The sequence below is a fragment of the Nocardia sp. NPDC101769 genome (assembly GCF_044766925.1).
Lineage (GTDB): Bacteria > Actinomycetota > Actinomycetes > Mycobacteriales > Mycobacteriaceae > Nocardia.
Genome location: NZ_JBIWMX010000001.1, coordinates 660,528 through 685,314 on the forward strand (window position 1 = coordinate 660,528; position 24,787 = coordinate 685,314).

26 protein-coding genes, 1 pseudogene and 1 riboswitch are annotated in these 24,787 nt (G+C 67.8%); of the genes and pseudogenes, 9 read left to right on the forward strand and 18 right to left on the reverse strand.

Annotation, left to right across the window (positions count from 1 at the left end; genetic code table 11):
- Window positions 1–274: 274 nt before the first annotated feature.
- The 4 genes from hpt to dacB form a co-directional block, all read right to left on the reverse strand.
- Window positions 275–832, reverse strand: coding sequence for a hypoxanthine phosphoribosyltransferase (hpt, locus tag ACIRRA_RS02775; protein WP_354831477.1), 558 nt, complete (start codon window positions 830–832; stop codon window positions 275–277).
- 42 nt (window positions 833–874) lie between these two features.
- Complete coding sequence (locus tag ACIRRA_RS02780) at window positions 875–1,891, reverse strand: ATP-binding protein (protein ID WP_402762275.1); 1,017 nt, start codon at window positions 1,889–1,891, stop codon at window positions 875–877.
- 94 nt (window positions 1,892–1,985) lie between these two features.
- A complete protein-coding gene (locus tag ACIRRA_RS02785) occupies window positions 1,986–3,059 on the reverse strand; it encodes a zinc-dependent metalloprotease (protein ID WP_402762135.1) in 1,074 nt (357 codons plus the stop codon).
- Between the two features lie 13 nt (window positions 3,060–3,072).
- Window positions 3,073–4,533, reverse strand: coding sequence for a D-alanyl-D-alanine carboxypeptidase/D-alanyl-D-alanine-endopeptidase (gene dacB, locus ACIRRA_RS02790; protein ID WP_402762138.1), 1,461 nt, complete (start codon window positions 4,531–4,533; stop codon window positions 3,073–3,075).
- Window positions 4,534–4,754: 221 nt separating this feature from the next.
- Here dacB and ppa point away from each other — a divergent pair, with 221 nt between their 5' ends.
- The gene (ppa, locus tag ACIRRA_RS02795) at window positions 4,755–5,246 is read left to right on the forward strand and encodes an inorganic diphosphatase (RefSeq protein WP_356998626.1); all 492 of its coding nucleotides are present in this window, start codon (window positions 4,755–4,757) and stop codon (window positions 5,244–5,246) included.
- 64 nt (window positions 5,247–5,310) lie between these two features.
- On the opposite strand, the gene ACIRRA_RS02800 is transcribed toward ppa, so the two are convergent.
- The gene (locus tag ACIRRA_RS02800) at window positions 5,311–6,966 is read right to left on the reverse strand and encodes an MDR family MFS transporter (protein ID WP_402762142.1); all 1,656 of its coding nucleotides are present in this window, start codon (window positions 6,964–6,966) and stop codon (window positions 5,311–5,313) included.
- Between the two features lie 129 nt (window positions 6,967–7,095).
- The gene (locus ACIRRA_RS02805) at window positions 7,096–7,917 is read right to left on the reverse strand and encodes a crotonase/enoyl-CoA hydratase family protein (protein WP_402762145.1); all 822 of its coding nucleotides are present in this window, start codon (window positions 7,915–7,917) and stop codon (window positions 7,096–7,098) included.
- Window positions 7,918–8,063: 146 nt separating this feature from the next.
- Here ACIRRA_RS02805 and ACIRRA_RS02810 point away from each other — a divergent pair, with 146 nt between their 5' ends.
- The 3 genes from ACIRRA_RS02810 (at window position 8,064) to ACIRRA_RS02820 (ending at window position 9,523) form a co-directional block, all read left to right on the forward strand.
- On the forward strand, window positions 8,064–8,384 hold the full coding sequence (locus ACIRRA_RS02810; protein WP_402762147.1) for a 2-oxo-4-hydroxy-4-carboxy-5-ureidoimidazoline decarboxylase: 321 nt from the start codon (window positions 8,064–8,066) through the stop codon (window positions 8,382–8,384).
- A 40-nt stretch (window positions 8,385–8,424) separates the two neighbouring features.
- Complete coding sequence (locus tag ACIRRA_RS02815) at window positions 8,425–8,898, forward strand: YbaK/EbsC family protein (RefSeq protein WP_356998617.1); 474 nt, start codon at window positions 8,425–8,427, stop codon at window positions 8,896–8,898.
- Window positions 8,899–8,974: 76 nt separating this feature from the next.
- On the forward strand, window positions 8,975–9,523 hold the full coding sequence (locus tag ACIRRA_RS02820) for a flavin reductase family protein (RefSeq protein ID WP_402762149.1): 549 nt from the start codon (window positions 8,975–8,977) through the stop codon (window positions 9,521–9,523).
- A gap of 1 nt (window position 9,524) precedes the next feature.
- On the opposite strand, the gene ACIRRA_RS02825 is transcribed toward ACIRRA_RS02820, so the two are convergent.
- The 3 genes from ACIRRA_RS02825 to ACIRRA_RS02835 form a co-directional block, all read right to left on the reverse strand.
- Window positions 9,525–10,163 (reverse strand): LysE family translocator, encoded by a 639-nt coding sequence (locus ACIRRA_RS02825; protein ID WP_402762152.1) that lies wholly within the window; start codon window positions 10,161–10,163, stop codon window positions 9,525–9,527.
- 153 nt (window positions 10,164–10,316) lie between these two features.
- Complete coding sequence (locus ACIRRA_RS02830; RefSeq protein WP_402762155.1) at window positions 10,317–10,976, reverse strand: heme oxygenase (biliverdin-producing); 660 nt, start codon at window positions 10,974–10,976, stop codon at window positions 10,317–10,319.
- Window positions 10,977–11,142: 166 nt separating this feature from the next.
- Window positions 11,143–11,604 (reverse strand): MarR family winged helix-turn-helix transcriptional regulator, encoded by a 462-nt coding sequence (locus ACIRRA_RS02835; RefSeq protein WP_402762158.1) that lies wholly within the window; start codon window positions 11,602–11,604, stop codon window positions 11,143–11,145.
- Between the two features lie 54 nt (window positions 11,605–11,658).
- Between ACIRRA_RS02835 and ACIRRA_RS02840 the strand changes: the two are divergent.
- A pseudogene (locus ACIRRA_RS02840) lies at window positions 11,659–11,931 on the forward strand (class I SAM-dependent methyltransferase); the annotation flags it as partial.
- Window positions 11,932–12,303: 372 nt separating this feature from the next.
- A riboswitch (SAM riboswitch) is annotated at window positions 12,304–12,417 on the forward strand.
- Between the two features lie 55 nt (window positions 12,418–12,472).
- Window positions 12,473–13,786: an aminotransferase class V-fold PLP-dependent enzyme gene (locus ACIRRA_RS02845; protein WP_402762161.1), complete on the forward strand. Its 1,314-nt coding sequence runs from the start codon at window positions 12,473–12,475 to the stop codon at window positions 13,784–13,786.
- Window positions 13,787–13,802: 16 nt separating this feature from the next.
- On the opposite strand, the gene ACIRRA_RS02850 is transcribed toward ACIRRA_RS02845, so the two are convergent.
- Window positions 13,803–13,991: a hypothetical protein gene (locus tag ACIRRA_RS02850; protein WP_356998604.1), complete on the reverse strand. Its 189-nt coding sequence runs from the start codon at window positions 13,989–13,991 to the stop codon at window positions 13,803–13,805.
- An 18-nt stretch (window positions 13,992–14,009) separates the two neighbouring features.
- Window positions 14,010–14,462, reverse strand: a complete 453-nt coding sequence (locus tag ACIRRA_RS02855) for a DUF2752 domain-containing protein (RefSeq protein WP_402762164.1) — start codon at window positions 14,460–14,462, stop codon at window positions 14,010–14,012.
- 127 nt (window positions 14,463–14,589) lie between these two features.
- Here ACIRRA_RS02855 and ACIRRA_RS02860 point away from each other — a divergent pair, with 127 nt between their 5' ends.
- The gene (locus tag ACIRRA_RS02860) at window positions 14,590–15,174 is read left to right on the forward strand and encodes a hypothetical protein (RefSeq protein WP_402762167.1); all 585 of its coding nucleotides are present in this window, start codon (window positions 14,590–14,592) and stop codon (window positions 15,172–15,174) included.
- A 69-nt stretch (window positions 15,175–15,243) separates the two neighbouring features.
- Here ACIRRA_RS02860 and ACIRRA_RS02865 read toward each other — a convergent pair whose 3' ends face one another.
- Window positions 15,244–15,873 carry a TetR family transcriptional regulator gene (locus ACIRRA_RS02865; protein WP_402762170.1) on the reverse strand — a complete coding sequence of 210 codons (630 nt, stop codon included), beginning with the start codon at window positions 15,871–15,873 and terminating at the stop codon, window positions 15,244–15,246.
- Window positions 15,874–16,023: 150 nt separating this feature from the next.
- Between ACIRRA_RS02865 and ACIRRA_RS02870 the strand changes: the two genes are divergently transcribed.
- Together ACIRRA_RS02870 and ACIRRA_RS02875 are read left to right on the forward strand one after the other, a co-directional pair.
- Window positions 16,024–16,812, forward strand: coding sequence for an SDR family oxidoreductase (locus tag ACIRRA_RS02870; RefSeq protein WP_356998596.1), 789 nt, complete (start codon window positions 16,024–16,026; stop codon window positions 16,810–16,812).
- Between the two features lie 25 nt (window positions 16,813–16,837).
- Window positions 16,838–17,902, forward strand: coding sequence for a diacylglycerol kinase (locus ACIRRA_RS02875; protein WP_402762172.1), 1,065 nt, complete (start codon window positions 16,838–16,840; stop codon window positions 17,900–17,902).
- A gap of 92 nt (window positions 17,903–17,994) precedes the next feature.
- Here ACIRRA_RS02875 and ACIRRA_RS02880 read toward each other — a convergent pair whose 3' ends face one another.
- The 6 genes from ACIRRA_RS02880 to ACIRRA_RS02905 form a co-directional block, all read right to left on the reverse strand.
- Complete coding sequence (locus ACIRRA_RS02880; protein ID WP_402762175.1) at window positions 17,995–18,492, reverse strand: nucleoside deaminase; 498 nt, start codon at window positions 18,490–18,492, stop codon at window positions 17,995–17,997.
- Window positions 18,492–19,577, reverse strand: coding sequence for a hypothetical protein (locus ACIRRA_RS02885; RefSeq protein ID WP_402762177.1), 1,086 nt, complete (start codon window positions 19,575–19,577; stop codon window positions 18,492–18,494). Before ACIRRA_RS02885 ends, ACIRRA_RS02880 begins: the two co-directional genes overlap by 1 nt.
- A gap of 18 nt (window positions 19,578–19,595) precedes the next feature.
- On the reverse strand, window positions 19,596–20,561 hold the full coding sequence (locus ACIRRA_RS02890) for an antibiotic biosynthesis monooxygenase (RefSeq protein ID WP_402762179.1): 966 nt from the start codon (window positions 20,559–20,561) through the stop codon (window positions 19,596–19,598).
- A gap of 15 nt (window positions 20,562–20,576) precedes the next feature.
- On the reverse strand, window positions 20,577–23,294 hold the full coding sequence (locus ACIRRA_RS02895) for a molybdopterin-dependent oxidoreductase (protein WP_402762181.1): 2,718 nt from the start codon (window positions 23,292–23,294) through the stop codon (window positions 20,577–20,579).
- 16 nt (window positions 23,295–23,310) lie between these two features.
- Entirely contained in the window at window positions 23,311–24,132 is an 822-nt protein-coding gene (locus tag ACIRRA_RS02900) for an FAD binding domain-containing protein (RefSeq protein WP_402762184.1), read from the reverse strand.
- A 252-nt stretch (window positions 24,133–24,384) separates the two neighbouring features.
- Window positions 24,385–24,549 carry a hypothetical protein gene (locus tag ACIRRA_RS02905; protein ID WP_402762187.1) on the reverse strand — a complete coding sequence of 55 codons (165 nt, stop codon included), beginning with the start codon at window positions 24,547–24,549 and terminating at the stop codon, window positions 24,385–24,387.
- Between the last annotated feature and the right edge of the window lie 238 nt (window positions 24,550–24,787).

A 24,787-nucleotide genomic window follows, 5' to 3' on the forward strand; every position in this document is an offset into this window, starting at 1 on the left:
CGCCCGCCCCCGAGCGGACACTTGACCAGCAGTTACACATAACATCGGCCTCACGCCCGATTCCCGCCCGAGCCGAGCGCTGACATCCAGCAACGGACACCCTCCCCGGCCCGCGCCCCAAACCAGCCGACTGAGTGAATTTCGTCACATCAATGCCGAAAGCCGCTCCCAGTAACCGGTAGCGGCCTTGGTTTCGATCCTCGAAGGGGGTCCGGGGCGAAGCCCTGAAATCTCGAGGATTACGGGGCGAAGCCCCTGAGAGCTACGCGGGTTGTCACTCCCCGCCGTAGACCTTCGGGTCCAGGGTGCCGATGTACGGCAGATCGCGATAGCGCTCGGCGTAGTCGAGGCCGTAACCCACCACGAACTCGTTCGGGATGTCGAAGCCCACGGCCATCACATCCACCTGGGTGCGCAGCGCATCGGGCTTGCGCAGCAGCGTCACCACCTCGAGCGACGCCGGGTTGCGGCTGGACAGGTTGCGCAGCAGCCACGACAGCGTCAGCCCGGAGTCGATGATGTCCTCGACGATCAGCACATTGCGCCCGGCGATGTCCTTGTCCAGGTCCTTCATGATGCGCACCACGCCCGAGGACGAGGTGGAGGATCCGTAGGACGAGACGGCCATGAACTCCATCTGCGTCGGCACGGTGAGCTTCTTGGCCAGGTCGGTCATGAAGAAGATGGCGCCCTTGAGTACGCCCACCAGCAGCAGGTCGCCCTCGGGGGCATCGGCGGGATAGCGCTTGGCGACCAGTTCGGCCAGTTCCTCGACCTTGTCGGCGATCTGTTCCTCGCTGATCAGCACCGACGCGATGTCGTCCCCGTACACGTCCGCTGGTTTCCCTTCAGTGATGGCGACCCGAATCCGGGTTCACTCCGAACCGAGTATGAGCCTGCCATGTTCACGCGCGGCAACCAACCTCGTCCCACTGGGCGAACCGCCCACCGCGACCCCGCCCTGCCCCCGCCACCGCGTGACCAGCGCTTCGACCGCCCGTAAATTGCTGTCCGTCAATGATTTTGCGCCACGCTCGAGCAACCATTCGCGGATGACGCGACGGCGGACCGCGGGCGCGGCAGTGGCGAGCATCTCGATTCGCAGCCCGTCACCGTCCCGGGCGACTGCCAGCAACTCACCGGCGAGCGCGTCCAGCACCTCCCCGTCTTCCCGCAGGTGCGCTGCCGTGCGCGCGAGCGCGGCGGCCACGCCGCCGCCGAGCACGTCCTCGAGCAGAGGCAGCACTTCGTGTCGCAGGCGTACCCGGGTGAATTCCGGCGCGCTGTTGTGCGGGTCTTCCCAGGGCGTGATCCCGAGATCCGCGCACAGTTCGCGAGCGACACTCCGCCGAACCCCCAGGAGCGGCCGCCCCCACGGCGCATCGAATTCCGGCATCCCCCGAATGGACCGCGCCCCCGACCCACGCCCCAGCCCGAGCAGCACCGTCTCGGCCTGATCGTCCAGCGTGTGCCCGAGCAGCACCGGCAATCCCTGCCGCGCCTCGTCCAGCGCCGCGTACCGGGCGCGCCGGGCCGCCGCTTCCGGACCACCCGGGTACCTGGCCTTGCACGCGCGGTCGCTGAGGCCCGCAGGGCGGCCGATGTCCGAGTTGCGATCGGCGGTGTCGAGACCCGTCCCGGCGCGCTCGACCACCACGGTCAGTACCCGCGCCGACCGGCAGCCCAGCCGCGACGCCAGCGCGGCCGCCGCCGCGGCCACCTCCGCCGACCCCGGCTGCAAACCGTGATCGACCGTCAGGGCGTCCACCACATCCGCCTCCGCACAGGCGGCGGCCGTCAGCGCGACCGAATCCGCCCCACCGGACAGGGCCACGGCGACCACGCCGTCGGGTGCGTACCGTCCCAGCCATTCCCGCACGGCGCGCCGCATCTCCAGTGCGGCGGGCGTCTCGGGCAGCCGGGGCCGATCGTTCACGCCCTGATCGTCGCACGCGGGCCCGTGGACACGGTGCAGAGGCAACGGCTCAGCCGAGGACGCGGGCGACCCAGCGCTGCGGTTCGCCGATTTCGTCTGTGCGGGGCAGGGTTTCGGGATCGGTCCAGATGGTGTTGAACCGCGCCATGCCGACGGTGTCGACGACCTCGTCGACGAAGGCCTTGCCGCGCACGTACTGGGCGACCTTGGCGTCCATGCCGAGCAGTGCCCGCAGCAGCCGCTGGATGGGGTTGGCGGGGCGCTTGCGGCGCTGATCGAAGGCAGCGCGGATGCGGGCGACCGAGGGCACCACAGCGGGTCCGACGGCGTCCATGACGTGGTCCGCGTGGCCCTCCAGCAGCGTGCCGAGCATGAGCAGGCGGTCGAGGGCTTCGCGTTGCGGTGCGGCCTGGGTGGCGCGCAGCAGCCCGATGACGCCGCCGGCCGGGTCGTCGCTGCCGCGGCGGCGCTCCTTCACCGCGTCGGCGAGCCGGGCCAGCATGTCGGCGAGGGGCTCGTCGCCCGCCTCACCGAGCACCTCGACATTGCGGCGCATATAGCCGGCGATCCAAGGGGCGGAAGAGAATTGGACACGGTGGGTGACCTCGTGCAGGCACACCCAGAGCCGGAAGTCGCTGGGCTGCACGCCGAGTGCTCGTTCCACCGCCATAATGTTGGGCGCGACCAGCAGCAGCGTGCCCTCGGGCCCGGTGAACGGGTCGTACTGGCCGAGGATGGCCGTCGACAGGAACGCCAGCATGGCCCCGGCCTGCAGTCCGGCCGGTTTGCCGACGAGTTTGCCCTTCTCCCCGGGTTCCACGCCGCTGCCGGTGAGCTGGGCCATGGATTCGGCGGCGGCGTGGATCCAGCCGGGCCGGTCCACGATCAGCGCGTCCGGTACCACCGACCCGTCGTCGAGGCCGCTGACCTCGCGGACCGGGCCCTCGGCACGGACCGAGGCGGCGGCGAGTTCGGCGACCGCGTGTTCGGCCGAGTAGCGGGATGTCCGCGGCCCGGCGGGCACCAGCGCGGCGCCGGTGCGGGCGGCCACGTTCCAGTCCACGACACCGGTCAGGGTGGTCCGGGTGCGAGCAGGGGCCGCAGGGTTTTCCGATCCGGTCATGTTCATCCACCCGTCAGGAGCAGCCACAGTTGCGCAGTGCGTTGGCGACGGCATCCAGCGCGGGTCGGCTCGCCTCCGGCGGCCGATCGTTCGACATCAAGGCGAACGTCAGGACCCGTCCGTCGCGGTCCAGCACATAACCCACCAACGCACTCGAGACGGACAGAGTTCCGGTTTTGGCCCGGATCCACCCCGCTCCGTCGCGATCCCGGTCGACATAGCGGGTCGCCAGCGAGCCGGTGCCTCCCGCCACCGGCAGGAAGTCCAGCAGCGGCGCGAGCGGGGAGCCGGTGGTGGTGACCGCGGCCGGGTCGGCGGTCGAATTGCCTTGCGGACCAGCGCCGTTGGGCAGCGCGGCCACGGTCAGCACCCGGTTGAGCAGGCGCGGGGGAATGTGGTCGTCGGTAGAAAGTCCGCTGTTGTCGGCCATTTTCAGGCCGGTCAGATCGAATCCGGCGGCCTGCAGCACGGTCGTCATGGCGGTCACCGCGCCCGTGAACGAGGCTTCCTGCCCGCTCGCCACCGCGATCTCGCGGCCGATGGCCTCGGCCAGCACATTGTCGGAGTGCACCATGGCCTGCAGCATGCGTTCCCGCAGCGGCGCGGACTGCACGGCGGCCAGCTGGTTCGCGCCGGCCGGGGCGGTGCCCGGCTTCACCTTGGCGGGATCGACGCCCAGTTCGGCGGCCAGCTTCCGGCCCGCGTCGAGGGCGGGAGTCGGTGTGCGGGGCGAATATTCGACCAGCGGGTCCAGGCGGCCGCCGTCGATCATGACCGGGTCCAGCGGCGCGATGGAGCCGCCCGCGATATCGGCGTTGTCCCAGCCGGACGCGAAGTTCGGGCCCGCGTAGGCGGAGGTGTCGACCACGATGGAGTCCACCCGCTGCCCGGCGCTCTTGATCTGCGCGACCAGGTCCTGCAGCCGGGGCGCATCCGGGTAGTAGCCCTTGCCGTCCGGCTGCGCGGTGATGGTCGGGTCGCCGCCGCCGACCAGCACGATCTCACCGGGAGCCGAGCCGGTCACCACCTTCGTGGTGATCCGGTGATCATCGGGCAGGGCGAGCAGTCCGGCCGCGGTGGTGAGGATCTTGGCGGTGGAGGAGGGGATCATGCCCTTGTCCGGGTCCATGGTCCACAGCACCTTGCCGGTGTCCCCGTCGGAGACCGAGGCGGCGAAGATCCCGAGATCCGGATTGCCGACCACCGGTCCGAGCGCGGCGGCCAGCCCGTTCGCGGAGGCGGCGGGCGCGGTCACCGGGGCGGGCGCGACCTGCGGGATCGGCTTCACCGGCGCAGGCGGATCGGCGATCGTCAACCCCCCGTGCCGGAATTCCTCCGTCCACGGCTTCAGGATCACGGCCACCGCCCCGGCCGCCACCACGACGACGACCAGCAGCAATGACACCACGATCCAGGTTCTGCGCCGCCGCTTGGCCTCCAGACCACCGATGTTCTGCTTGTTCCGACCAAACACCTGCCGCTGTCTCCTGTATCTGATTGCGCCGCCCTCGGCGTCGCAGGTTCGCGGCCCGGCTCGGTTCCGCACTCCTCCGCTCAGTCGCTGCGCTCCGTCGCTCCAGAACCGAGCCGGGCCGCGAACTGCCCCGCATTCACACACTATCCTCGTTGCGCAGTCGTTCCCTTGAACGAGCTGGCGAGTCGGCAGCCATACCGCCCACCGAAAAAGGAGATGACGTGGAGTTCGACGTCACGATCGAGATCCCACGGGGTCAGCGCAACAAGTACGAGGTCGATCACGAGACCGGACGCGTTCGGCTGGACCGCTACCTGTACACGCCGATGATGTACCCGGCCGACTACGGCTACATCGAGAACACCCTCGGAGGCGACGGCGATCCGCTGGATTGCATGGTGTTGCTGCCCGAGCCCGTGTTCCCGGGTGTGCTGGTCGAGGCCCGCCCCGTCGGCGTGCTCATCATGAGCGACGAGGCCGGCACCGACGAGAAGCTCGTGGCGGTGCCCGCCGGCGACAAGCGCTGGGCCCACATCCAGGATGTCGAGGACATCCCGGAGTTCCAGCGCAAGGAGATCGCGCACTTCTTCGAGCGCTACAAGGACCTGGAGCCCGGCAAGTGGGTCAAGGTCGAGGGCTGGGAAGGCCGCGAGAAGGCCGAGAAGCTGGTCGACGAGGCCTACGCTCGCCTGAAGGAGCAGGGCGGCCACTGAGCTCCCGATGACGAGGGGCGGCGCGGATTCCGCGCCGCCCCTTTCGTTTTCCCGAATCCCCGTCCTACTCGGCAGTGGCCGCGAGCCCGGCGGTCGTGCGCAGCGGGACTTCCTTCCAGAAGACCACCAGCACGAACGCCAGCAAGGTGACGGCGGACGTGGTCAGGAAGACCGTCGACAGCGATTCCGCGAATCCGACCTTGAACGGGTGTGCGAGTACGGGATCGAGCTTCTGGATCACCGAGCTGTCGTTCAGTACCCCCTGCGCGGCAGAGGTGTCGTGGTTCAGAAACCCTTGCGACAGTGCCATATCCGCGGGATTCCCGTCGTGGGCGCCGGCGGCGACGGCGTCCTGGAACTTGCGGTCCCTGCCCGCTTCCATCAGCTGTGCGCGGATATCGGGCCCGAGTCGATCGAACAGGATCGACAGGAACACCGCGGCGCCGAGCGTGCCGCCGATCTGCCGGAAGAAGGTGGCGGCGGCCGTGGAGACACCCATGTCCTTGGGCGGCAACGCATTCTGCAGCGCCACGATGAGCGGCTGCATGAGATTGCCGAGCCCGAAGCCCACGCACAGCATGAACAGCATCACGATCCAGAACGCCGTATCGGCCTTCAGGTAGTGCAGCAGGAACAACCCGATGGTGATCATGGCCGAGCCCAGCAGCGTGTACACGCGGTAGTGCCCGGTGCGCGAGATCAATTGCCCCGACACCACCGAGCCGATCATCATGCCCAGCACCATGGGGATCATCTGCAGCCCGCCCAGCATCGGGCTCGCACCCCGGTCGGCCTGCAAATACTGTGGCAGCAGCAGGATTCCGCCGAACATGCCCGCGCCCACCACGAACGAGATGACCACGCCGAGCGCGAAGGTGCGGTTGGCGAAGATGCGCAGCGGGACGAGCGCGGCCTCCCCCAGCGTGGCTTCCACCAGGATGAAGGCGATCACCCCGAGCGCGCCGATCAGGTAGCAGGTGATGGATCGTGCACTGTTCCAACCCCATTCGCGCCCCTGCTGGGCCACGATGAGCAGCGGGCTCACGGCGATGATGAGGGCCAGCGCACCCCAGTAGTCCACGCGGTCACGGGATTTCTCGCGTGGCGGTAGGCGCAGCACCCGGGTCACCACGGCCAGGGTGAACAGGCCGATGGGCACGTTCACCAGGAACACCCAGCGCCAGCCCGCGATTCCGAGAATGCTGTGCTGTCCCGCGAACAGCCCGCCCAGCACCGGCCCGATCACACTCGAGGTACCGAACACGGCCAGGAAATACCCTTGGTACCTGGATCTTTCGCGCGGGCTCACGATATCGCCCACGATGGTCAGCGCCAGCGACATGAGCCCGCCCGCGCCCAGCCCCTGCAGCGCCCGGAAGGCGGCCAGCTCGTACATGGATTGCGCGAAGGTGCACAGCAGTGAGCCGGTCACGAAGATGGTGATCGAGGCGAGGTAGAAGGGCTTGCGCCCGTACATGTCCGAGAGCTTGCCGTACAGCGGGGTGGCCAGGGTGGCGGTGATCAGATACGCGGTGGTCGCCCAGGCCTGCAGCGAATACCCGTTCAGATCGTCGGCGATGGTGCGGATGGCGGTGGACACGATGGTCTGATCGAGCGCCGCGAGCAGGATGCCCAGCAGCAGGCCGCTGAGGATCACCAGTATTTCGCGATGAGTGAAGCCGCCCTCACCGGTCGACTCGCTCACCTCGGATGTAGCCATGGCCAAACCTCCGGTCCCCCGCCCAGAACGATAGGCCGGGAACCGGAGGCATGGAGTCCTTTTCCGGGACGGAACCCCTCGAGCCATACGGGGTTTCAGGGGCGCGGCCCCTGGTAGCTACGAGAGTTGTTATTTCCCCTTGAACTCCGGGGGGCGCTTCTCGAAGACCGCCTGGATGGCCTCGGTGAGGTCCTCGGACGGCAGGAACGCCGAGTTCCAGGCCGACACGTAGCGGAGGCCGTCGGCGATCTTGCCGCGCTTGGGCTGGTCGAGCACGTCCTTGATGCCCTGCACCACCAGCGGCGGGTTGGCGGCGATCTCGCGCGCCATGGCGTGGGCGGCGTCCAGCACGGCCTGCTGGTCGGCGTACACGTCGTTGATCAGGCCGATCTTCTCGGCGCGGGCCGCGTCGATGTCCTTGCCGGTGTAGGCGAGCTCGCGCACGTGCCCCTCGCCGATGATGCCCGGCAGCCGGTGCAGCGAGCCGATGTCGGCGACGATGGCCACCTTGGCCTCGCGCAGGCTGAACTTGGCGTCGGCACTGGCCAGGCGGACATCCGCGGCGGCGATGAGGTCCAGTCCGCCGCCGATGCACCAGCCGGAGATCGCCGCGATGACCGGCTTGACGCAGTCGGCGACCGCGGTGACCGAGTCCTGCATGCTGCGCACGTGCTTGAGGAAGTCGGTGCGCGGCCCGGCGAGCGCCTTGTCGGCCAGCAGCGGCCCGAACAGCGGGCTCATGGCCGGCAGGTCCAGGCCGTAGGAGAAGTGCTTGCCGGATCCGGTGAGCACGATGGCGCGGATGTCCGGGTCGGCGTCGAGTTCGCTGAAGATCAGCGGCAGCTCGCGCCAGAAGTCGGGGCCCATGGCATTGCCCTTGCCGGGACCGGTGAGCGTCACCTGGGCGATGTGGTCCTTGCTTTCGACCTCGAAAGCCATCCATTCGGTCATCGGTCCAGCGTATCGGGGGTGCCGGGGGTGTGTCGGGCCGGTGTAAATCCTGTGCTAAATCTGCTGCGTCCCAGTGTCTTCGGAGCGCTTTCCGGCGGACGATTAGCGGGTCCGCACAACTCGCCCGTCCCGTGTGTGAGGTCTGGATGTTGATGCATCACGGAATCGGCCTCGACCGCTTCAATACGCTCCCCCGCCGCCGCGCGATTCATGCCCTGTACGAATGCTGCTGCAATGTCACCTGGGCCCAGAAGATCGCCGACGGCCGCCCGTACCCGGGCCACGCCGCACTCCAGACGGCCGCCGCGGCGGAGCTGCACGCCCTGTCCGCGATCGACCTGGAAAGGGTCTTCGATTCCTGTGCGCACCAGCGGGTTTCGCAGCGCACCGTCGAGGAGCTGGCCCCGATCGTGCGCGACCGCCTCACCGAGCTGCTGGGCCCGGAGGAGGGCTATCCCGACTATTGATCCCCGGCGCATCCACTGCAATCGCTCTACCCTGGTTGCCATGCGCAGGTCCCTGCCACCGGTCGCGTCGAAGGTCTCCGACACCTTGATCGCGCGCGGCCATCACGGGGTGATCATCACCCAGCCCAGTCCCACCCACACCGCGCAGGAAGCCGCCGACGCGCTCGGCGTGACCGTCGGGGCGATCACCAAATCGCTGGTCTTCCTGCTCGACGACGATCCGGTGCTGCTGCTGGTGTCCGGTGCGCACCAGGTGCATCTGAGCCGCACCGGGGAGCGCCTCGAGGGCACGCTCTCCCGGGCGCCCGCGGCCATGGTCCGCGAGGTGACCGGGCAGCCCATCGGGGGTGTCGCCCCGCTCGGGCATCCCACCAATCTGCCGACCTACGTCGACACGGCATTGTCGCGGTATCAGGAGCTGTGGGCCGCGGGCGGGCATCCGAACACGCTGTTCCGCACCACCTTCGGGGAATTGGTCCGGATCACCGCGGGCCTGGCCATCGACGTGGACTGAGCACCGCCACCGGCGCGGACTGAGCGATTTCTTACAGGGTGGAATAACCGGGCGCTCGACCACGTAGTTTCGTGACGTGAGCGATTCCCCGACGCCCGGCACCGAGCTACACGTGCCCGACGATCTCAGCGGCATTACCGCGCAGCAGTACCGCGCGGCCATGCGGCACTATCCGGCCGGGGTCACCATCGTCACGCTCGAGTCCGGCCAGGGTCCGGTGGGTTTCACCGCCACCTCGTTCGCCTCGCTCTCCGCGCAGCCGCCGCTCATCTCGTTCAATATCGCCGAGACCTCCTCCAGCATCGAGGCCATACTGCGGGCCGAATCACTGGTCGTGCATTTCCTCGGCGAGCATCAGAAGCACCTGGCCCAGCGATTCAGCCGGACCGCCGAGGAGCGTTTTACCGACCGGTCCCTGTGGACGACGCTCGGCACCGGCGAACCCGTCCTGCACGGCACCCCCATCTGGGTCCGCGCCACGGTCCATCAACTCCTCCCGATCGGTGACCACACCCTGGTCATCGGCCTGGTCACCCAGGTGCACGACAACACCGAGAACTCACCCGCGGTCGGCCCACTGGTGTATTACAACGGCGCGTACCACCGCGCCGAGATCGCCGACTGACTCAGGCCGCGGCCGAGGCCGCTGTGCCGATGCCCAGCGCCGCCAGGATCGCCGCGCTCGCCTGCTCCAGTCGAACCCGGACGCGCGGCCGCCGCAGCAACTCCACCGCCCGCGCGGCCGCCACCGCCAGCAGGATCATTTCGATTGCCGCGACACTGGATTCGATGGCTCCGAGCGTGAGCGTGTTGAGGAATGTCACCTGGGTCAGGAACTGCGGCAGCACCGCGAGGTAGAACAACCCCACCTTCGGATTGAAGACACACGACAGCAATCCGGCAGCGAACGCCGAGCGAAGGGACGCCGGCCTACCCTGCGCCACCGCGACATCCGTCTCGCCGGTCGCCGCGCCCGGCCCGCTCCGATGCGCCAGCAGCGCCCGGACGCCCAGGTACACCAGGTAGATTCCGCCGATCACCTTGAGCGTGCGATATGCGGTCGCCGACTGCTCCAGCAGTGCCGCGACCCCGGCCGCGACCACGGTGGCCCATACGATCCCGCCGAACGCCGAGCCCACCGCGGCCGCGATTCCGGGTCGCGATCCGGTCATCGAGAATCGCAGTACCAGAAAGGTATCCGGCCCCGGCGTGAGTGCGAGCAGCACACACAACCCCACGAAACTCAGTAGCAGCGGAAAACTCATGCCCTCCATGGCAACCCATCACCGCAGCGGGCGCAAGGGTGAGATCGCTGACCCTGCCCCCCGACGAACAGGGCCGGCGACGCGGCGCGGGAATGACGAAGGTCGCCGCCCCTGTCGATCAACGGGGGTCGGCGACCTTCAGGGTTGCGAGTTTCAGTTCCGCGCGCTGAATTCCGCACCCAGCTCACGGAACAGATCGGTGTTCATCGTGAACGCCAGTCGCGCCTCGTCGAGTACGCGATCGACCTCGGGGCCGTCGAGGGGAAGCTGGTCGAGGGCCGCGCGATAGTCGCGCTTGAACGCGGCCGGGTTGGCGATGTCCTCGAAGACGTAGAACCGCACGCCGTCGCCCTTCTTGGGCAGGTTCCACAGCTTCTCGGCGGTCCCGCGAATGACCTGGCCGCCGGAGAGATCGCCCAGGTAGCGAGTGTAGTGGTGGACGACGTACCCGGCCGGCCAATCACCCGCGCACTCCTCGATGCGGGCGGCGTAGGAGGCGGTGGCGGGCAGTGCGGTCAGTTCATCGCGCCAGTTCGCGCCGCCGAGGTGGGCCAGATCGGCCTCCAGCGAGGCCAGCCGCGCCAGTTCGGGCTTGACGAACGGACCCGCAACCGGATCGGAAGCCAGTGCGGCGGAGTGCTTTTCGAGGGCGGCGTAGACGAACCAGAGCTGGGCGGTGTACCGGTAGAAGGCCTCAACCCCGAGCTGCCCGCCGAGCATGTCGCGCATGAACGTGGAGTGCTCCGCCTCGTTGTGCTGCTGCTCGGTCGCGGTGCGAATGAGCGTCGAGAACGGGGTGCTGGTCTCCAACATGGTCGGGCTCCTCGTGGTCAAGTCGGGGGCACCCCACTTTGGCTACCCTAACCTCGACTCCGAACCATACGCCCCAGCAACGATCGCGCGATTCGAACTTTGCGGCCCACCCGATCCAACTTTCGGACGATTTTTCCGAAACAGGTGTGCCGTTCGCCACATGCGCTCAGGGCCGTTGCAGCTGGTGCGCGGTCTCCCGCAGTGCGGTGGCGGCCCGGGCGAAGTAGTCGAACAGCACCTCGAGCTGCTGCGGCCCGTAATCGGCGAACATCTCCGCCATCCGCGTCCGCTGCGGCGCTAGAACGGCGTCGATCCGGCCGTCCGGATCCGGCGCGGGTTCGATCACCACCTTCCGCCGATCGGCCGGATCGGGCACCCGCCGGACATATCCGGCGCGCTCGAGCCGGTCCACGAGCCGGGTGACCGCGCCGGTGGACAGCCCGGTCCGATCGGCCAGCTCACCCGCGGTCATGGATCCGGCCAGCGCGATCAGGTTCAGCCCGAAGAAGTCGGTCGGGCCGAGCCCGAGCGCCTGCGCGGTGACGTGGGCGACCACGGCCTGCGCGGTCAGGTACTCACGAAAGGCGGCGCTGCCCTGTGACAGCGGCGTATATTTATCTGCATCCATGCAACTACTGTTCTTATTCAGATACTTGTCGGATGCAGAAAGAGTAGCGCCATCATGGCCGACAAAACCGCCGGCACCTCCCTGGCCCCCATCCTCATCGCCGCGACCGAGAACGCCGAACCCACGGAAAATCGTTTGCTCACAGACGATCTCGCCATCCGCATGCTGCCCGCCGGGCTGCGCCCGCCGGTGCGCCGACCACGCACCCGGCGCTGGCTGCGCGAGGCGATGAACAGGCAGGATCCCGGCATCTGGAACAGCCTGGCCTGCCGCAAGCGGTACTTCGACGAGCGGACCGCGGCCGTCCTCCGCGACGGCGCCGAAGCCCTGGTCGTGCTCGGCGCGGGCCTCGACACCCGCGCCTGCCGCCTGGCCGCTACATCCGGCAGGACTTTCTCGACGGTTCGAACCTCGACGGATGCGAGTCCGCCTACCGCAGATTCGTTGCCGGGCACGGTATCTGGCGCTTCGGCCGGCACCCCGGCGCGGTGGCCGGACTGCTCGCCGAATACGGCTGGCGCGAGCTCGAACAGGTCGGCGGCGCGGAATACACCGAACGCTTTCTCATGCCCGTCGGCCGGGGTGGCGAGCGGGTTCCGGACCTCGAACGATGCGTCTGGGCCGAGAAGGTCCGACCCCGCCACGCCGAGCCGGTCAAGGTTGACAAGCCCGCGACGCGTCTGCCAATCTCTGCAATCAGGTCATGAGTACCAGCGTGGAGCCCCGGCTTGCTGGTCGGCAACCCTCCGCCGCGGTGGGGTGCTCCGGGTGACGACCGGGCCGACGCCCGACCGGGCGCGGCAAGCGCGGGCTCTCGATCGATTCCGGTTTTCCGATCGCGTGTCCATGGACCCGACGGGACTTCGTGATGACTGCTTTCGCCAACCGGACATGTGCCGCCCTCGCCTCCGTCTCCGGCTGTGACCTGCGGGTTCCGCTGGTCCAGGGCGGGACGGCCGGCTACGCCAACTTCGACTACGCTGCCAGCGCACCCGCATTGCGGCAGGTCACCGACCGGGTCACGGACCTGCTGCCCTACTACGCCAGCGTGCACCGTGGCGCGGGTTACGCCTCCCGGGTCTCCACCGACTGCTACGAGTCGGCCCGAAGTTCGGTCGCCCGTTTCCTGAACGCGGCCGACGATCAGGTGGTGGTCTTCACCCGCAACACCACGGACTCACTGAACCTGCTCGCCGCCTGCGTGCCCGGGGACACCGTGGTGCTGGACGTCGAGCACCACGCCAACCTGCTGCCCTGGACCCGGCGCGGCCGCCGGGTGGTTCCGGTCGAGGACACCATCGAGGAGACCATCCAGCGCCTGGTCGCCGAGCTGTGCTCGAAACCCGCTGCGCTGCTGGCGGTTACGGGCGCCTCCAATGTGACCGGCGAACTGCTGCCCCTGGAGCGGCTGGCCTGGACCGCCCACCAGTGCGGCACCCGCATCCTGGTGGACGCCGCCCAGCTCGCCCCGCATCGCCGAATCGACCTGCGCACCACCGGCATCGACTACCTGGCCTTCTCCGGCCACAAGACCTACGCCCCGTTCGGCGCGGGCGTGCTGGTCGGCCGCCGGGACTGGCTGGACGCGGCCGCGCCCTACCTGGCGGGCGGCGGCGCGGTGCGCTCGGTGAGCACCGACAGCGTCGAATGGGCCCCCGCCCCGCAGCGCCACGAGGCCGGCTCCCCGAACGTACTGGGTGTGGCCGCGCTGGCCGCGGCCTGCGACGCGCTCGCCGAGCTGGACGAGACCACCGTGATCGAGCATGAGCAGTACCTCACCCACCGCCTGCGCTACGGCCTGAAAACCGTTCCGGGCGTGAACTTCCTGCGGATCTGGCGCGACAGCACCGACGCGGTCGGCATTGTCGCCTTCACCGTCGACGGCTTCGAGCCCGGCCAGGTGGCCGCCTACCTCTCCGCCGAGCACGGCATCGGGGTACGCGACGGCCGCTTCTGCGCCCACCCGCTGCTGTCCCGTCTCGGTGTCGATGCCGCCCTGCGCGCCAGCATCGGCCTGGGTACCACCGCCGCCGACGTCGACCGCCTCGTCGACGCCATCGCGACCCTGGTGGCGCACGGCCCGGCCTGGAATTACGCTCGCACCGAAGGACATTGGAACCCGGTCCCCGAGACCCGGCCCTTCGGCAGTTCGGCCGAGGGCGGGGCTGCCTGCGGTTTCTGAACCGGCCGGGAACCGGTCAGGGCACCATGTAGCGGGCCGCGAGCACTTCGACGAGTGGATCGTCCTCGGCCACCGCGTCGAGCGCATCGAGGTCGTCCTGGACGGAGAGCTGCCGGGTGTCCTCCTGATCGGGGTCCGGCGGCCCATCCTCCTCGAGCTGCCGGATCAGCTTCTGCCGCACACGTTCCTTCAGCGAATCGCTCATACCCTGAGCATGCTCCGCCTAAACGGGGGCGATCCAACTACCCCACGGTGTGTTCCGCACAACCGTGAAGACCAGGAGAAATGCCAGGGCCACCCACACCGCGTACCGGGGCAGCACCTGCGGTAGTCGCGGCGGCACCGGATTGCCCCGCCAGCCGCGCACCACCCAGGCGCCCCACCAGGCGATGAAGCCCAGTGTCAACGGGAGCAGCAGCACATTGCTGTGGATGGCGTCGAGGATCCGGCCATCGGTGAGGTTGTGCAGCCCGCGCAACCCTCCGCAGCCGGGGCACCAGTATCCGGTCAGTTCGTAGAACGGGCATACCCCGTAGGCCCCCTGCACATGCGGATCCCGGAAGTGCAGCAGCGCCAGCCCGCCGGCCACCGCCCCACCGGTCAGCAGCGGTAGCCCGACGCCGAGCCACCGCGGCCGGGCGGGCGTTTCCATGACTGCTGCTGCCGTGGTGTCCACGACCATCAACGGTAGCCGCACCGCCACCGCCCTGCCAGGTCGCACCGAACTTCGCACCCGGGAGAAGTCGAGCGTGCTTGGGTATGCTGCCCCGGCAATCGTTTTCGAGTTCGGGGGAATTCCAATCATGTCACAGCCACAAGGTGGCGGCAGGGCACGCGGCGCGATCGCCGTGGCCGGCGCCATCGTCGTGATCATTGCCATCAGAGTCAGCGTCAACCTCGTCGACCGGGCGTTCGGCCTCATCGGCCTGCTGGCCGTCATTCTCATCAGCGGCGGCGTCTGGTTCGCGCTCAAGAAGAAGCGGGAGAACGAGCAGGCCGCCCCGCCCATGTACGCACCCGCGTACACACCGGCGTCGAGCCCCTACGACCGGGCGAACACCCCGGTCCACGGCTACCCGGCACCGGTCGGCTCCTTCCCGCCGCCGACCGGCGCGCCCGATCAGGGCTACCTGCCGCCGAGTGGTCCGGCCGCGCCGGGCTACGTCGCGCCGGGCGGAGCCCAGGGGTTCGCGCCGCAGGGCTATCCGGCTCCGCAACCCCAGCAGGGCTACCCCGCGCCGAACCAGCCCGGCTATACCCCGCAGCCGTCGAATCCGTATGCGCCGCAGGGCTACCCGCCACCGTCCGGCGGCTACCAGCAGCCGGGCCGGCCGCAGCAGGGCAGCTACCAGCAGCCGCCGAACTACCCGCAGACCCACCAGCGCTAGTTCACCGCGCTCGGTTTCCGAACGGCCCGTACCGGATTCGATCCGGGGCGGGCCGTTCGCGTTCCGATGTCAGCGAATCGGCGCGCGCTCCACCACCGGCGCGGTAAGCACCCCTGCGAGCATATCCACGATCTCCCCCCACGCCGCCACGTCCCCGGAGGCCACCCGTCCGGCCTCCACGGCCCGCTCGTGGTCGGCCAGCAATGCGAACAGCACGGTCGGCAATGCGCGTAACCGCCTCAGCCGCAACGGTTTCGGCAGGTCGGTGAGTTCCCGGTCCAGCTGCTGCATGATCACCCGCACCGATGTGCGCCGCGCGGATTCCAGATTGGCCACGTCGGTGACGGCCCGATGGGTGTGGATCTGTTCGAGGAACCGCGCGTAGTGATTGATGCCGTGCCGGTCGCTCAGCTCGAGCATGGGAATCACCAGTGCCTCCAGCAGGTCGTGCACGCCGGTCGCGCCCGTTCCGGCCTGTTCGGCCAGCAGTTCCAGCCGCCGCACCTCCAGGGTGGCCAGCCGGTGTTCGACCACGGCCTCGATGAGCCCGTCGCGGGAGCCGAAGTGGTATTGGATCGCCGAGTTGTTCCGCTGTCCCGCGGCCGCCGCGATATCGCGCAGCGGCACCGCCTGCCCACGCTCGGCGATCAGCTGTTCCGCCGCGAGAATGATGCGCTCGCGCGCTTCTGTCACTGCCATTCGGACACCATCACTGCCACCTGTCGATCCTTGCCACAGTCTGCACCATAGCCGTTCACCAGCGGATAAAGAACTTGTCCTTGACGATTAAGAACAAATGCTTAAGGCTGCTTGTGACTGTCATCACCCCCAGAAGGGACTGAATTCGCGATGATCCTGGACACCTTCCGACTGGACGGCCGCGTCGCCGTCGTGACCGGCGCGGGCCGCGGCATCGGCGCCGCGACCGCGCTCGCCCTCGCCGAAGCCGGTGCGGACGTGGCCATCTCGGCCCGCACCGCCGCCCAGCTCGACGAGGTGGCGGGCAAGATCCACGCGCTCGGCCGCCGCGCCATCACGGTCCCCGCGGACCTGTCGGATCTTTCCGCCGTCACCGCGCTGGCCGAAACCGCCGCCGCCGAACTCGGCCGCATCGACATCGTGGTCAACAATGTCGGCGGCACCATGCCCAATACCTTCCTCACCACCACCCCCGAATTCCTCGAGGAGGCATTCCGTTTCAATGTCTCCACCGCGCACGCCCTCACCCAGGCCGCGGTGCCGCACATGCTGAAGAACGACGGCGGCTCGGTCGTCAATATTTCCTCGATGATGGGCCGCTCCCCCGGCCGCGGCTTCCTCGCCTACGGCACCGCCAAGGCCGCCCTCGCGCACTGGACCCGGCTGGCCGCCGCCGACCTGTCCCCCCGCATCCGGGTGAACGCCATCGCGGTCGGCTCGGTGCTCACCTCCGCTCTGGAAGTCGTTGCGCAGCAACCGGAGATCAAGAAGCAGATGGAGGACGCCACCCCGCTGCACCGGCTCGGCGAGCCCTGGGAGATCGCCGCCGCGATCGTGTACCTGAGCTCCCGCGCGGGCGGCTACATCACCGGCAAGGTGCTCGAGGTGGACGGCGGCATCGCCGCACCCAACCTGGACCTCCCCATCCCCGACCTGTAATCCGCCGCGCCGCAGGAGTTTTCCCATGAAATACCGCGTAGTCCAGTGGAGCACCGGCAATGTCGGCCGCCGTACCCTGCGCTCCATCATCGCCCGCCCCGAACTCGACCTGGTCGGCGTCTGGGTCTCCAGCGCTGCCAAGGCCGGCAAGGATGCGGGCGAGCTGGCCGGTCTCGACCGCGAGATCGGCGTCACCGCAACCCAGGACGCCGAGGCGCTCCTGGCCCTGAAGCCCGACTGCATCGTCCACACCGCCATGGCCGACGACCGCCTGATGGAGGCGGTGGAGGATCTGAAGACCTTCCTCCGCGCCGGCATCAATGTCGTCTCCAGCAGCCCTGTCTTCCTGCAGTTCCCCTACGGCACCCTCCCTGACGAGGCCATCGCCCCGATCGTGGAGGCGGCCAACGAGGGCGGCGCCTCCCTGTGGGTCAACGGCATCGACCCCGGCTGGGCCAATGACTGGTTACCGCTGTTGCTGTCCAGCGGCTCCGAGCGCATAGACAAGATCATCTGCTCGGAGATCATGGACTACTCCACCTACGACAATCCCAAGGTCCTGTTCGACATCATGGGCTTCGGCAGCGCGCTCGACGAGCTGCCCCTGCTGCTCCAGCCCGGCGTCCTCACCCTCGCCTGGGGCAGTGTCATCCGCCAGCTGGCCGCCGCCCTCGACATCGAACTCGATTCCGTCACACAGCATTTCGAGCGCCTCCCCGCACCCGGACCGCTTACGGTCGGCAGCCGCACCATCGCCGAGGGCACCGCGGCGGCCCTCCGATTCCAGGTGCACGGCATCAGCGCCGGCCGCGAGGTCCTCACCCTCGAACACGTCACCCGCCTGCACCCCGAACTCGCCCCCGACTGGCCCCAACCGGCCGGAAAGGGTTGCTACCGAGTCGAAGTAAAGGGCGAACCCGACTACCTCCTCGACCTCCAGCTCTACAGCAACGGCGATCACGCCGAGGCCGGCGTCGTCGGCACCGCGGCCCGCCTGGTCAGCGCCATCCCCGCCGTGGTCCAATCCCGCCCCGGCCTGTTGACCGCCATGGATCTCCCCCTGACCACCGGCCGCGGCCTGGTCTCCTGATCCCCAACGACTGAAGGTGAGGACCGACAACGGTCCTCACCTTTCCTTCGAGCCGCCCGGCGGGGATCATCGTGCACAGCCGGCCGCCGCTGTCATGACGGTCGATCGCCGCCGTTGCGTTCCCGAAAGAGCTTGTATACCGCGACGGCGTCATCGCGCGGCTGGTAGCGCATGGGCAGACGCCGCCGGTCCCAGGGCTTGGCAAGCTCAGCATAGAAAGTGCTGGGTTCGAAGTACTTGTCGTTCCCGCCGGCCAGATACGGCGCGCAATCCTCGCGGGTGGCCAGAAAGACAACCTGATCGGGCGCGCAGTGATACAGCGCCGCCAGACACATCGGGCACGGATGGGCGATGGCGTACACCGTGCATCCGGTCAGGTACTCCGTGCCCAGCTTCCGGCACGCCTCGCGGATGGCGCGAATCTCCGCGTGATCGGTCGGGTCGTGGGACGCCGCGACGCAATTCCTGCCTTCGGCGAGGATTTCACCGTCCTTGACTATGACGGTCCCGAACGGCAGCCCGCCCTCGGCGACGCTGGTGCGAGCGATCTCGATGGTGCGCTGCACGAAATCCCTCGTCGAATCCGGCATCAGCCGACCGATTCCGGGCGGATCACCGCGCCCGCCGCGACGTCTTCCATCCGCGCCGGGCCGGTCCCCTTGGCCGGGTCGGTCTTCCACGGCCAATCGTTGGAATGGAACGGCGCCAGGGTCGGCAGCAACGCTTCCTTGCCCCGTTCGGCCATCTCCCGCTCGATTGCCGCCCGGCCGCCGCCGCCGAGCAGCTCGACGTCCATGAGAAAGTAGTCGCGGAAGAAGACCATGCCCAGAGAACGGTCGGCGACGATGCGGCCGAGCACGTCGAGCATCTTCTCGGGTGTGGTCTCGAATTCCGGTGTCTCGACGAGCAGCAACCGATCACCCATCGTCTCGGTGCCCATGAACTGGACGAGAATGCTGTACAGGATGTTGTTCTGCCGTGCGATGTACAGCGAATTACTGACCGCGTAGGTGCGCTCCCAGTCCGCGCCGAGCTGCTCCTTCCACCCTTCGATGACGTTCATCCAGTGGCCCACCTGGGCGCCCGAGCCGATGCCGATCGACTTGGCCGAATACGGTACGACACCGCGGATGTACGTTTCGACCTCGTCGTAGCTGTAACCGCCCTGTGCCAGGCACTCGTCCATGAAGGTCAGATTGCGTTGCAGAATCGCGCGGAGGACGCAGCGGTCGTCATCGGAGATATCCAGGGCATCGAGGCCTTCGAGGGCCGGCCGATGCTGCGCCCGGTACATCTCGAGCGGGGCTCGCCACAGCTGATTCGCGTACGCATCGGACAGGTACGGTGAGACGATCTCGTAGATGGCCATGGTGCTGTGGCCCACCGACTTGGCCAGCTGGTACACGATCGGCACCGGCGGCGCGTATTCGGGCTCCCGTCCAGGCCGGTAGAGGATCATCTGCCCGCCTTCGCCGGTGAACAGCGCCAGAATGATGGGCACCTGGTCGCGCATGTTCTGCTTGAATTTCGTCAGGGATGTTTCGTAGAGCTGCAGCATGGACTCGTTCAGCGCGAGGACCGCGTGCTCGGCGACGGTACGCGCACTCGCGGGCGGCTCGTCGGCGACGACCGGGCGCATGAATTCCGGGACTGCGCGGCCATTGGATTCGGCCATAATGATCACTCCTCCTTCTCACGGCAACTTCCAGAACACGACGGTCACCAGCCAGAACACCACCGCCCAGAACACCATCACCGCGGCGATCAACAGGGCGCCCCGCATATTGGTCGCGGTGATCGGCGCATCAGGGTCCGGGTGCAGCCAGCGTTCGAGCAACGGATTCACATAGAACGGCATCGTCACGAAGGTCATGACGAAGCTGGACAACAGGTTTCCGATCGCCATGCCCAGCCACAGCGGGAGCCTCGCCGACGCCAGCGCCAAGGTGAGAAGCACGACCGTCGGATACAGGCCGACCCACACCGCGATCGACGTCTTCGTCCGCGACGGCGCCCGGCCCCCATGCTCGTCGAACGCGAACCAGCTGCCGAACGAGTTGTCGATCGTGCGCAATCGAAAGTCGCTGAACCGCTTTCCTTCGTCGAGCAGTTGCCGGCGCTCGGCCGAGGTCAGCCATCCGTCCAGGTCAGCGGCGGTGTCGTAGCGGTAGAGCATGGTCCACTCGTCCTGCACGCCCTCGATCGGCCGGAAGATCTCGGCACCCCGGAAGCCCGGAAACTTGTTCTCCGCCAGCCGAAGTCGCTCCTGCCAGGCCAGGAACTCGTCGATGTGCTCAGGCGGGACCCGATGGGTCACCACGGCCGTGACGAGGGTGTCGGGGGACGCGGCACCGCCCGTCACGATCTGCTGCGTGGGTGCGCCGTCGAGGTAGCGCCGCCCTTCGGCGAGCCGGTCCTGACGCGTGGCGCTATTGATCCACGCGCGCAGATTCGGGATCGAGTCGAAGCGGTAGATCACCGACCATTGCGGCTGCAGGGCTGTCGGCGGGTCGACCTCGGCGGCGATGAATCCCGGATAGCGCGACGCCATGCTGTTCAGCCGGTGCTGCCAGGACAGGAAAGCCTTTTCACAGCCGGGCCGGACCGTTTCGCCGATGATGACGGTGGCGGCGTTGATGGCCGACTGCTCGCGGGTCATCGATATCTCCGGCACTCAGCCGGTCGAGGTCAACCGGACCGGCCACAGGGACCTGACGATTCGGTCGGGAGTGAGCGGCAGCTCGCGACATCGGATGCCGGTCGCGTCATATACCGCGTTCGCCAGCGCCGGTGCGACCGGGTTGATGCAGCACTCGGCAATCCCCTTGGACCGCACCGGGCCCACCGAGTCGGTCGAGCCGACCAGGATCACCTCGGTGCGCGGAGCGTCGGCGTAGGTCGGTATGCGGTAGTTGCGCAGCGTCGGATTGGTCATGACGCCGTTTCCGTCGACGAGATAGTTCTCGGTCAGCACGAAGCCGAGGCCTTGGGTCACACCGCCTTCGATCTGACCGCGCACCTGTGCGGGATTGATGACCACCCCGGCGTCGGTGGCCTGCACGCTGTAGAGGATGCGGATCTCACCGGTCACCCGATGCACCGCGACTCGGAAAGCCTGCGTGTTGTACGTAAGGCTGCGCGGCGAGCCGTACGCCTTGCGCGATTCGGTCAACCGCGCACCCCGGCGGCGGGCGGCCACTGCCAATTCGGTCAATGCGACGCGGGTGTCGCCACAGCGCACAGCATCGTCATCCATGGCGCACGATGCCAGGTCCACCCCGGTATGCGTGGCGGCGAAGCGCAGAATCCGGTCGCGCAACGCGGCGGCCGTCCGCTGCACCGCATTACCGGCGACGAACAGCCCCGCGCTCGCGAATGCTCCGGTGTCGAAACCGGTGCGGTCGGTGTCGGACTGCACGAGCCGGATCCGTGCCGGAGTGGTGCCCAGCTCGGCCGCGGCGATCTGAACGTGGGCCGTCGGTGTCCCCTCACCGAATTCCACAGTGCCCACGGCGATCTCATAGATTCCGTCGTCGCCGAGGGTGGCCAGCCCGACCGATGCGTGTTCGGTCGGCGGTGCGGTTTCGTGCATCGACGTGGCTGTGCCGGTACCGATCTGCCAGTCCTCCCCCAGCGCCTGCCCGTCGGGATGGGCACGCAGAGCGGCGTCGACACGGTCGATGCACGCGGCCAGTCCGTCCTCCGTGAACGCTACGTCGTTGGCCTCGTCCTCGATCGACAGCAACGCGTCACCGGGCCGAACGATGTTGCGGCGGCGCAACTCCAGCGGATCCATGCCGAGGGCGACGGCCAGCTCATGCATTGCCGACTCCACCGCGAATACCGGCTGAGTCATGCCGTAGCCGCGCAGTGCGCCACTGGGCACGGTGTTGGTGTAGACCGAATAGCCGTCGAATTTCTTGTTGGGACAACGGTACATCGCAATCGCGCCGCCTCCGGCGAACAACGTCTCGCCGGCGTGGTTGCCGTAGGCGCCGGTATTGGAGATGTTCCGGAACTCGAAGGCAGTCAGTGTTCCGTCGGACCGTGCCCCCAGTTTCACCGTGATCTTCATCGGATGTCTCGGTGAAGCAGTGGTGAACTCCTCCTCGCGAGTGTATTCCAGACACGTCGGGCGGCCGGTGTCCAGCGTTGCCAGCGCCACGAGATCTTCGCTGATCACTTCCTGCTTACCGCCGAAGGCGCCGCCGACGCGCTTGCAGAACACCCGAATCTGATCGGGACGCAGGTCGAACAGGTGGGCCAGCTTCCCCTTGGCGATCCATGGCGATTGCGAACTGGTTCGCACATGCAGCCGGCCCGCTTCCATCCAGGCGATCGATCCGTGCGTCTCCAAATGGGCGTGCTGCACCCGCGGTGAGAAGTACGTACCTTCGTGAACGACGTCGGCTTCGGCGAATCCCTCTGCGACATCACCTATTTCGCCGTGCAACTCGACGAGGATGTTGTGCACCGGATCCCGCACGAACGGGTCGTCGGATCCATGCAGCTGCGGCGCACCGGATTGCATCGCCTGCTCGGGATCGAACACCGCCCGCAGCACCTCGTACTCGACGGCGACCTTGCGGCAGCCCTCTTCTGCGGCGCCGATCGATTCGGCAAGCACCGCGACCACCCGTTGGCCGACGAAGCGCACCACGTTGTCCAGGATGTAGGTGTCGTCGGGGTCGACGAGATGATCCGTGTGGATCGCGGTGGAGAACAGCCTCCGGGGCACGTCTTCCCACGTGTACACGCGGTGCACCCCGGGCACGGCCAGCGCCGCCGACTTGTCGACGGAGACGATGCGCGCATGCGCATGGGGTGAATGCAGCACCTTCAGGTGGAGCATGCCGGGCAGCTCGGTGTCCATCGTGTACTCGGCGCGCCCGGTCACCACGTCGGCCCCGGCCGGCGTACCGACACTGGTTCCGATCGCCCGGCCCGGTGCGGCGACTTCGATGGCAGCCACGCCGTTGATCGCATCCTCGATTGCCCGATAGCCGGTGCAGCGGCACAGGTTTCCTTTCAACGCGCGCGGCAGGTCCTGCTTCTGTTCGTCGGTCAGGGCGGATGCCGTCATGATCATGCCGGCTGTGCAGAAGCCGCACTGGAATCCCGGGGCCTCGAGAAACTGCCGCTGCATCGGGTGCATGTCCTCGGGCGAACCGAGCCCCTCGATTGTCGTGACCTCATGCCCGTCGGCACGGAACGCCGGCGTGATGCAACTGTGCACAGGACGACCGTCGAGCCAGACCGTGCATGCGCCACAATCACCGGCGTCGCACCCCTTTTTCACGCTGAACCAGCCCAGGTGACGCAGAAAGGTCCGCAGGCACTGACCGGGTCGCGGCTCTTGGGAGAACGTCTTCCCGTTGACGATATAGCTCATCGCAAGCCTCCGAATTTCACCGCAAGCCTCCGAGGTCGATCCGGATTTCTTCGGCGTAGTGCTTCGCCAGGTGCTTGCGATGACCCGGTGTGCCATTGGGGTCGGCGAACCAGACATCGGCGCGTATCGCATCGATGCGGTCCTGCAGGGTGTCGCCGTCGGGCACGGTGTCGAACCGCAGCACAACCGGGTGCGTGGTACCGGCCGTGATGGTGAGCAACAGATCATGGGTGCCCAGCGTCTGGGTCCCGACCATGAATATTGTGGAGCGGCCGAGCTTGGTCAGCGTGAATCGCCGGTGCGTGTGGCGCTTGCGCAGAGCATCACCGGGTATGTGCACGCTACGCAGGATTTCCCCGGGCCACAACGCATTTCGATGGTTGCCGAGGACGAAATCCCTCGCCGCGATCGTTCTCTCGGTTCCGTCCGCGGCCCACACGCGATAGGTCGCCCCCAGCGCCACGGTCAGGGTGATCATCGGTCCGGCCGGCAGGGACATGCAGATATTGCCGCCCACCGTCGCGGCATTCCATATCTTGAACGACGCCAGAAAGGCCTCGCAGCTGGTGCGCAGCAAGCTACCGGCCGGCCAGCCGCCCGGCGGTACGAACTCGGACAGCTCCCCGATCGTGCACGTCGCGCCGATCTCGAGGCCCTCGCCATCGGCCACCAGGTGGGGCCAGCCGAGTTCGGTGAGGTCGAGCAGCCGGTGGACGTTCGGCTGCGGCTCGGAGAACAGCCACGTGCCACCGGCCAGCCACGCGTCTCCGCTGTGCCAATCCGCACCCGGCCGACCGGAGGGCGGGCGGATGACGTCGACGACGGTGTTCAGATCCATACGAGTCCTCCGCCGACACGCCGTTAGGCGCCGCTGAACAGACTGACCGTAGAGTTCCGGTTCGATTCTGGGAACGTTCCTACATCGGGTTCACCGATTGATTTGTACGCCAACGAATCATGATCGCGTTTTCCTCAGACTGCATTCAGCGCGAGTTATTGTCAATATGCATGGATGGTCGGTTACCGGGCGACCTCCGCTGCCCAACGATGTGCGGCGCGGATGATGACGAGCCGGCCCGTGCATTCGGGATCAGAGCGGTGTGGGGCCAGTTGTCAGCTCGGCCGCCCAGGCACCGGCGCGGACTTTCGCGTCAGCGTCATAGGGTTCGGGCCATGCCTGGTCAGGGATGAGATCCACTGCGGTGGAGGTGGTTTCGGTGAATCCATGGGTGCCGTCGCCGGAGTCGTTACGCACCAGCGCAGCTGGTGACTAATACCCGGCGTCCACTTTCCGCCGGAAGGCCGCAGTTCGGCGCCGACCGTCCGGCTACACAAGGTCGAGACGATCACCGGCGTATCCGCCCGAGTCACCGCAGACGTACTCGGCCACGCCTACCCGTCGATGACCCGAACACGCGCTATCCGGCCCGCGGTCGAGTCCACCCGACAGCAGCCGATGCGCTGCACCAGGCCGCCAGCGCGAGTGAACAGGT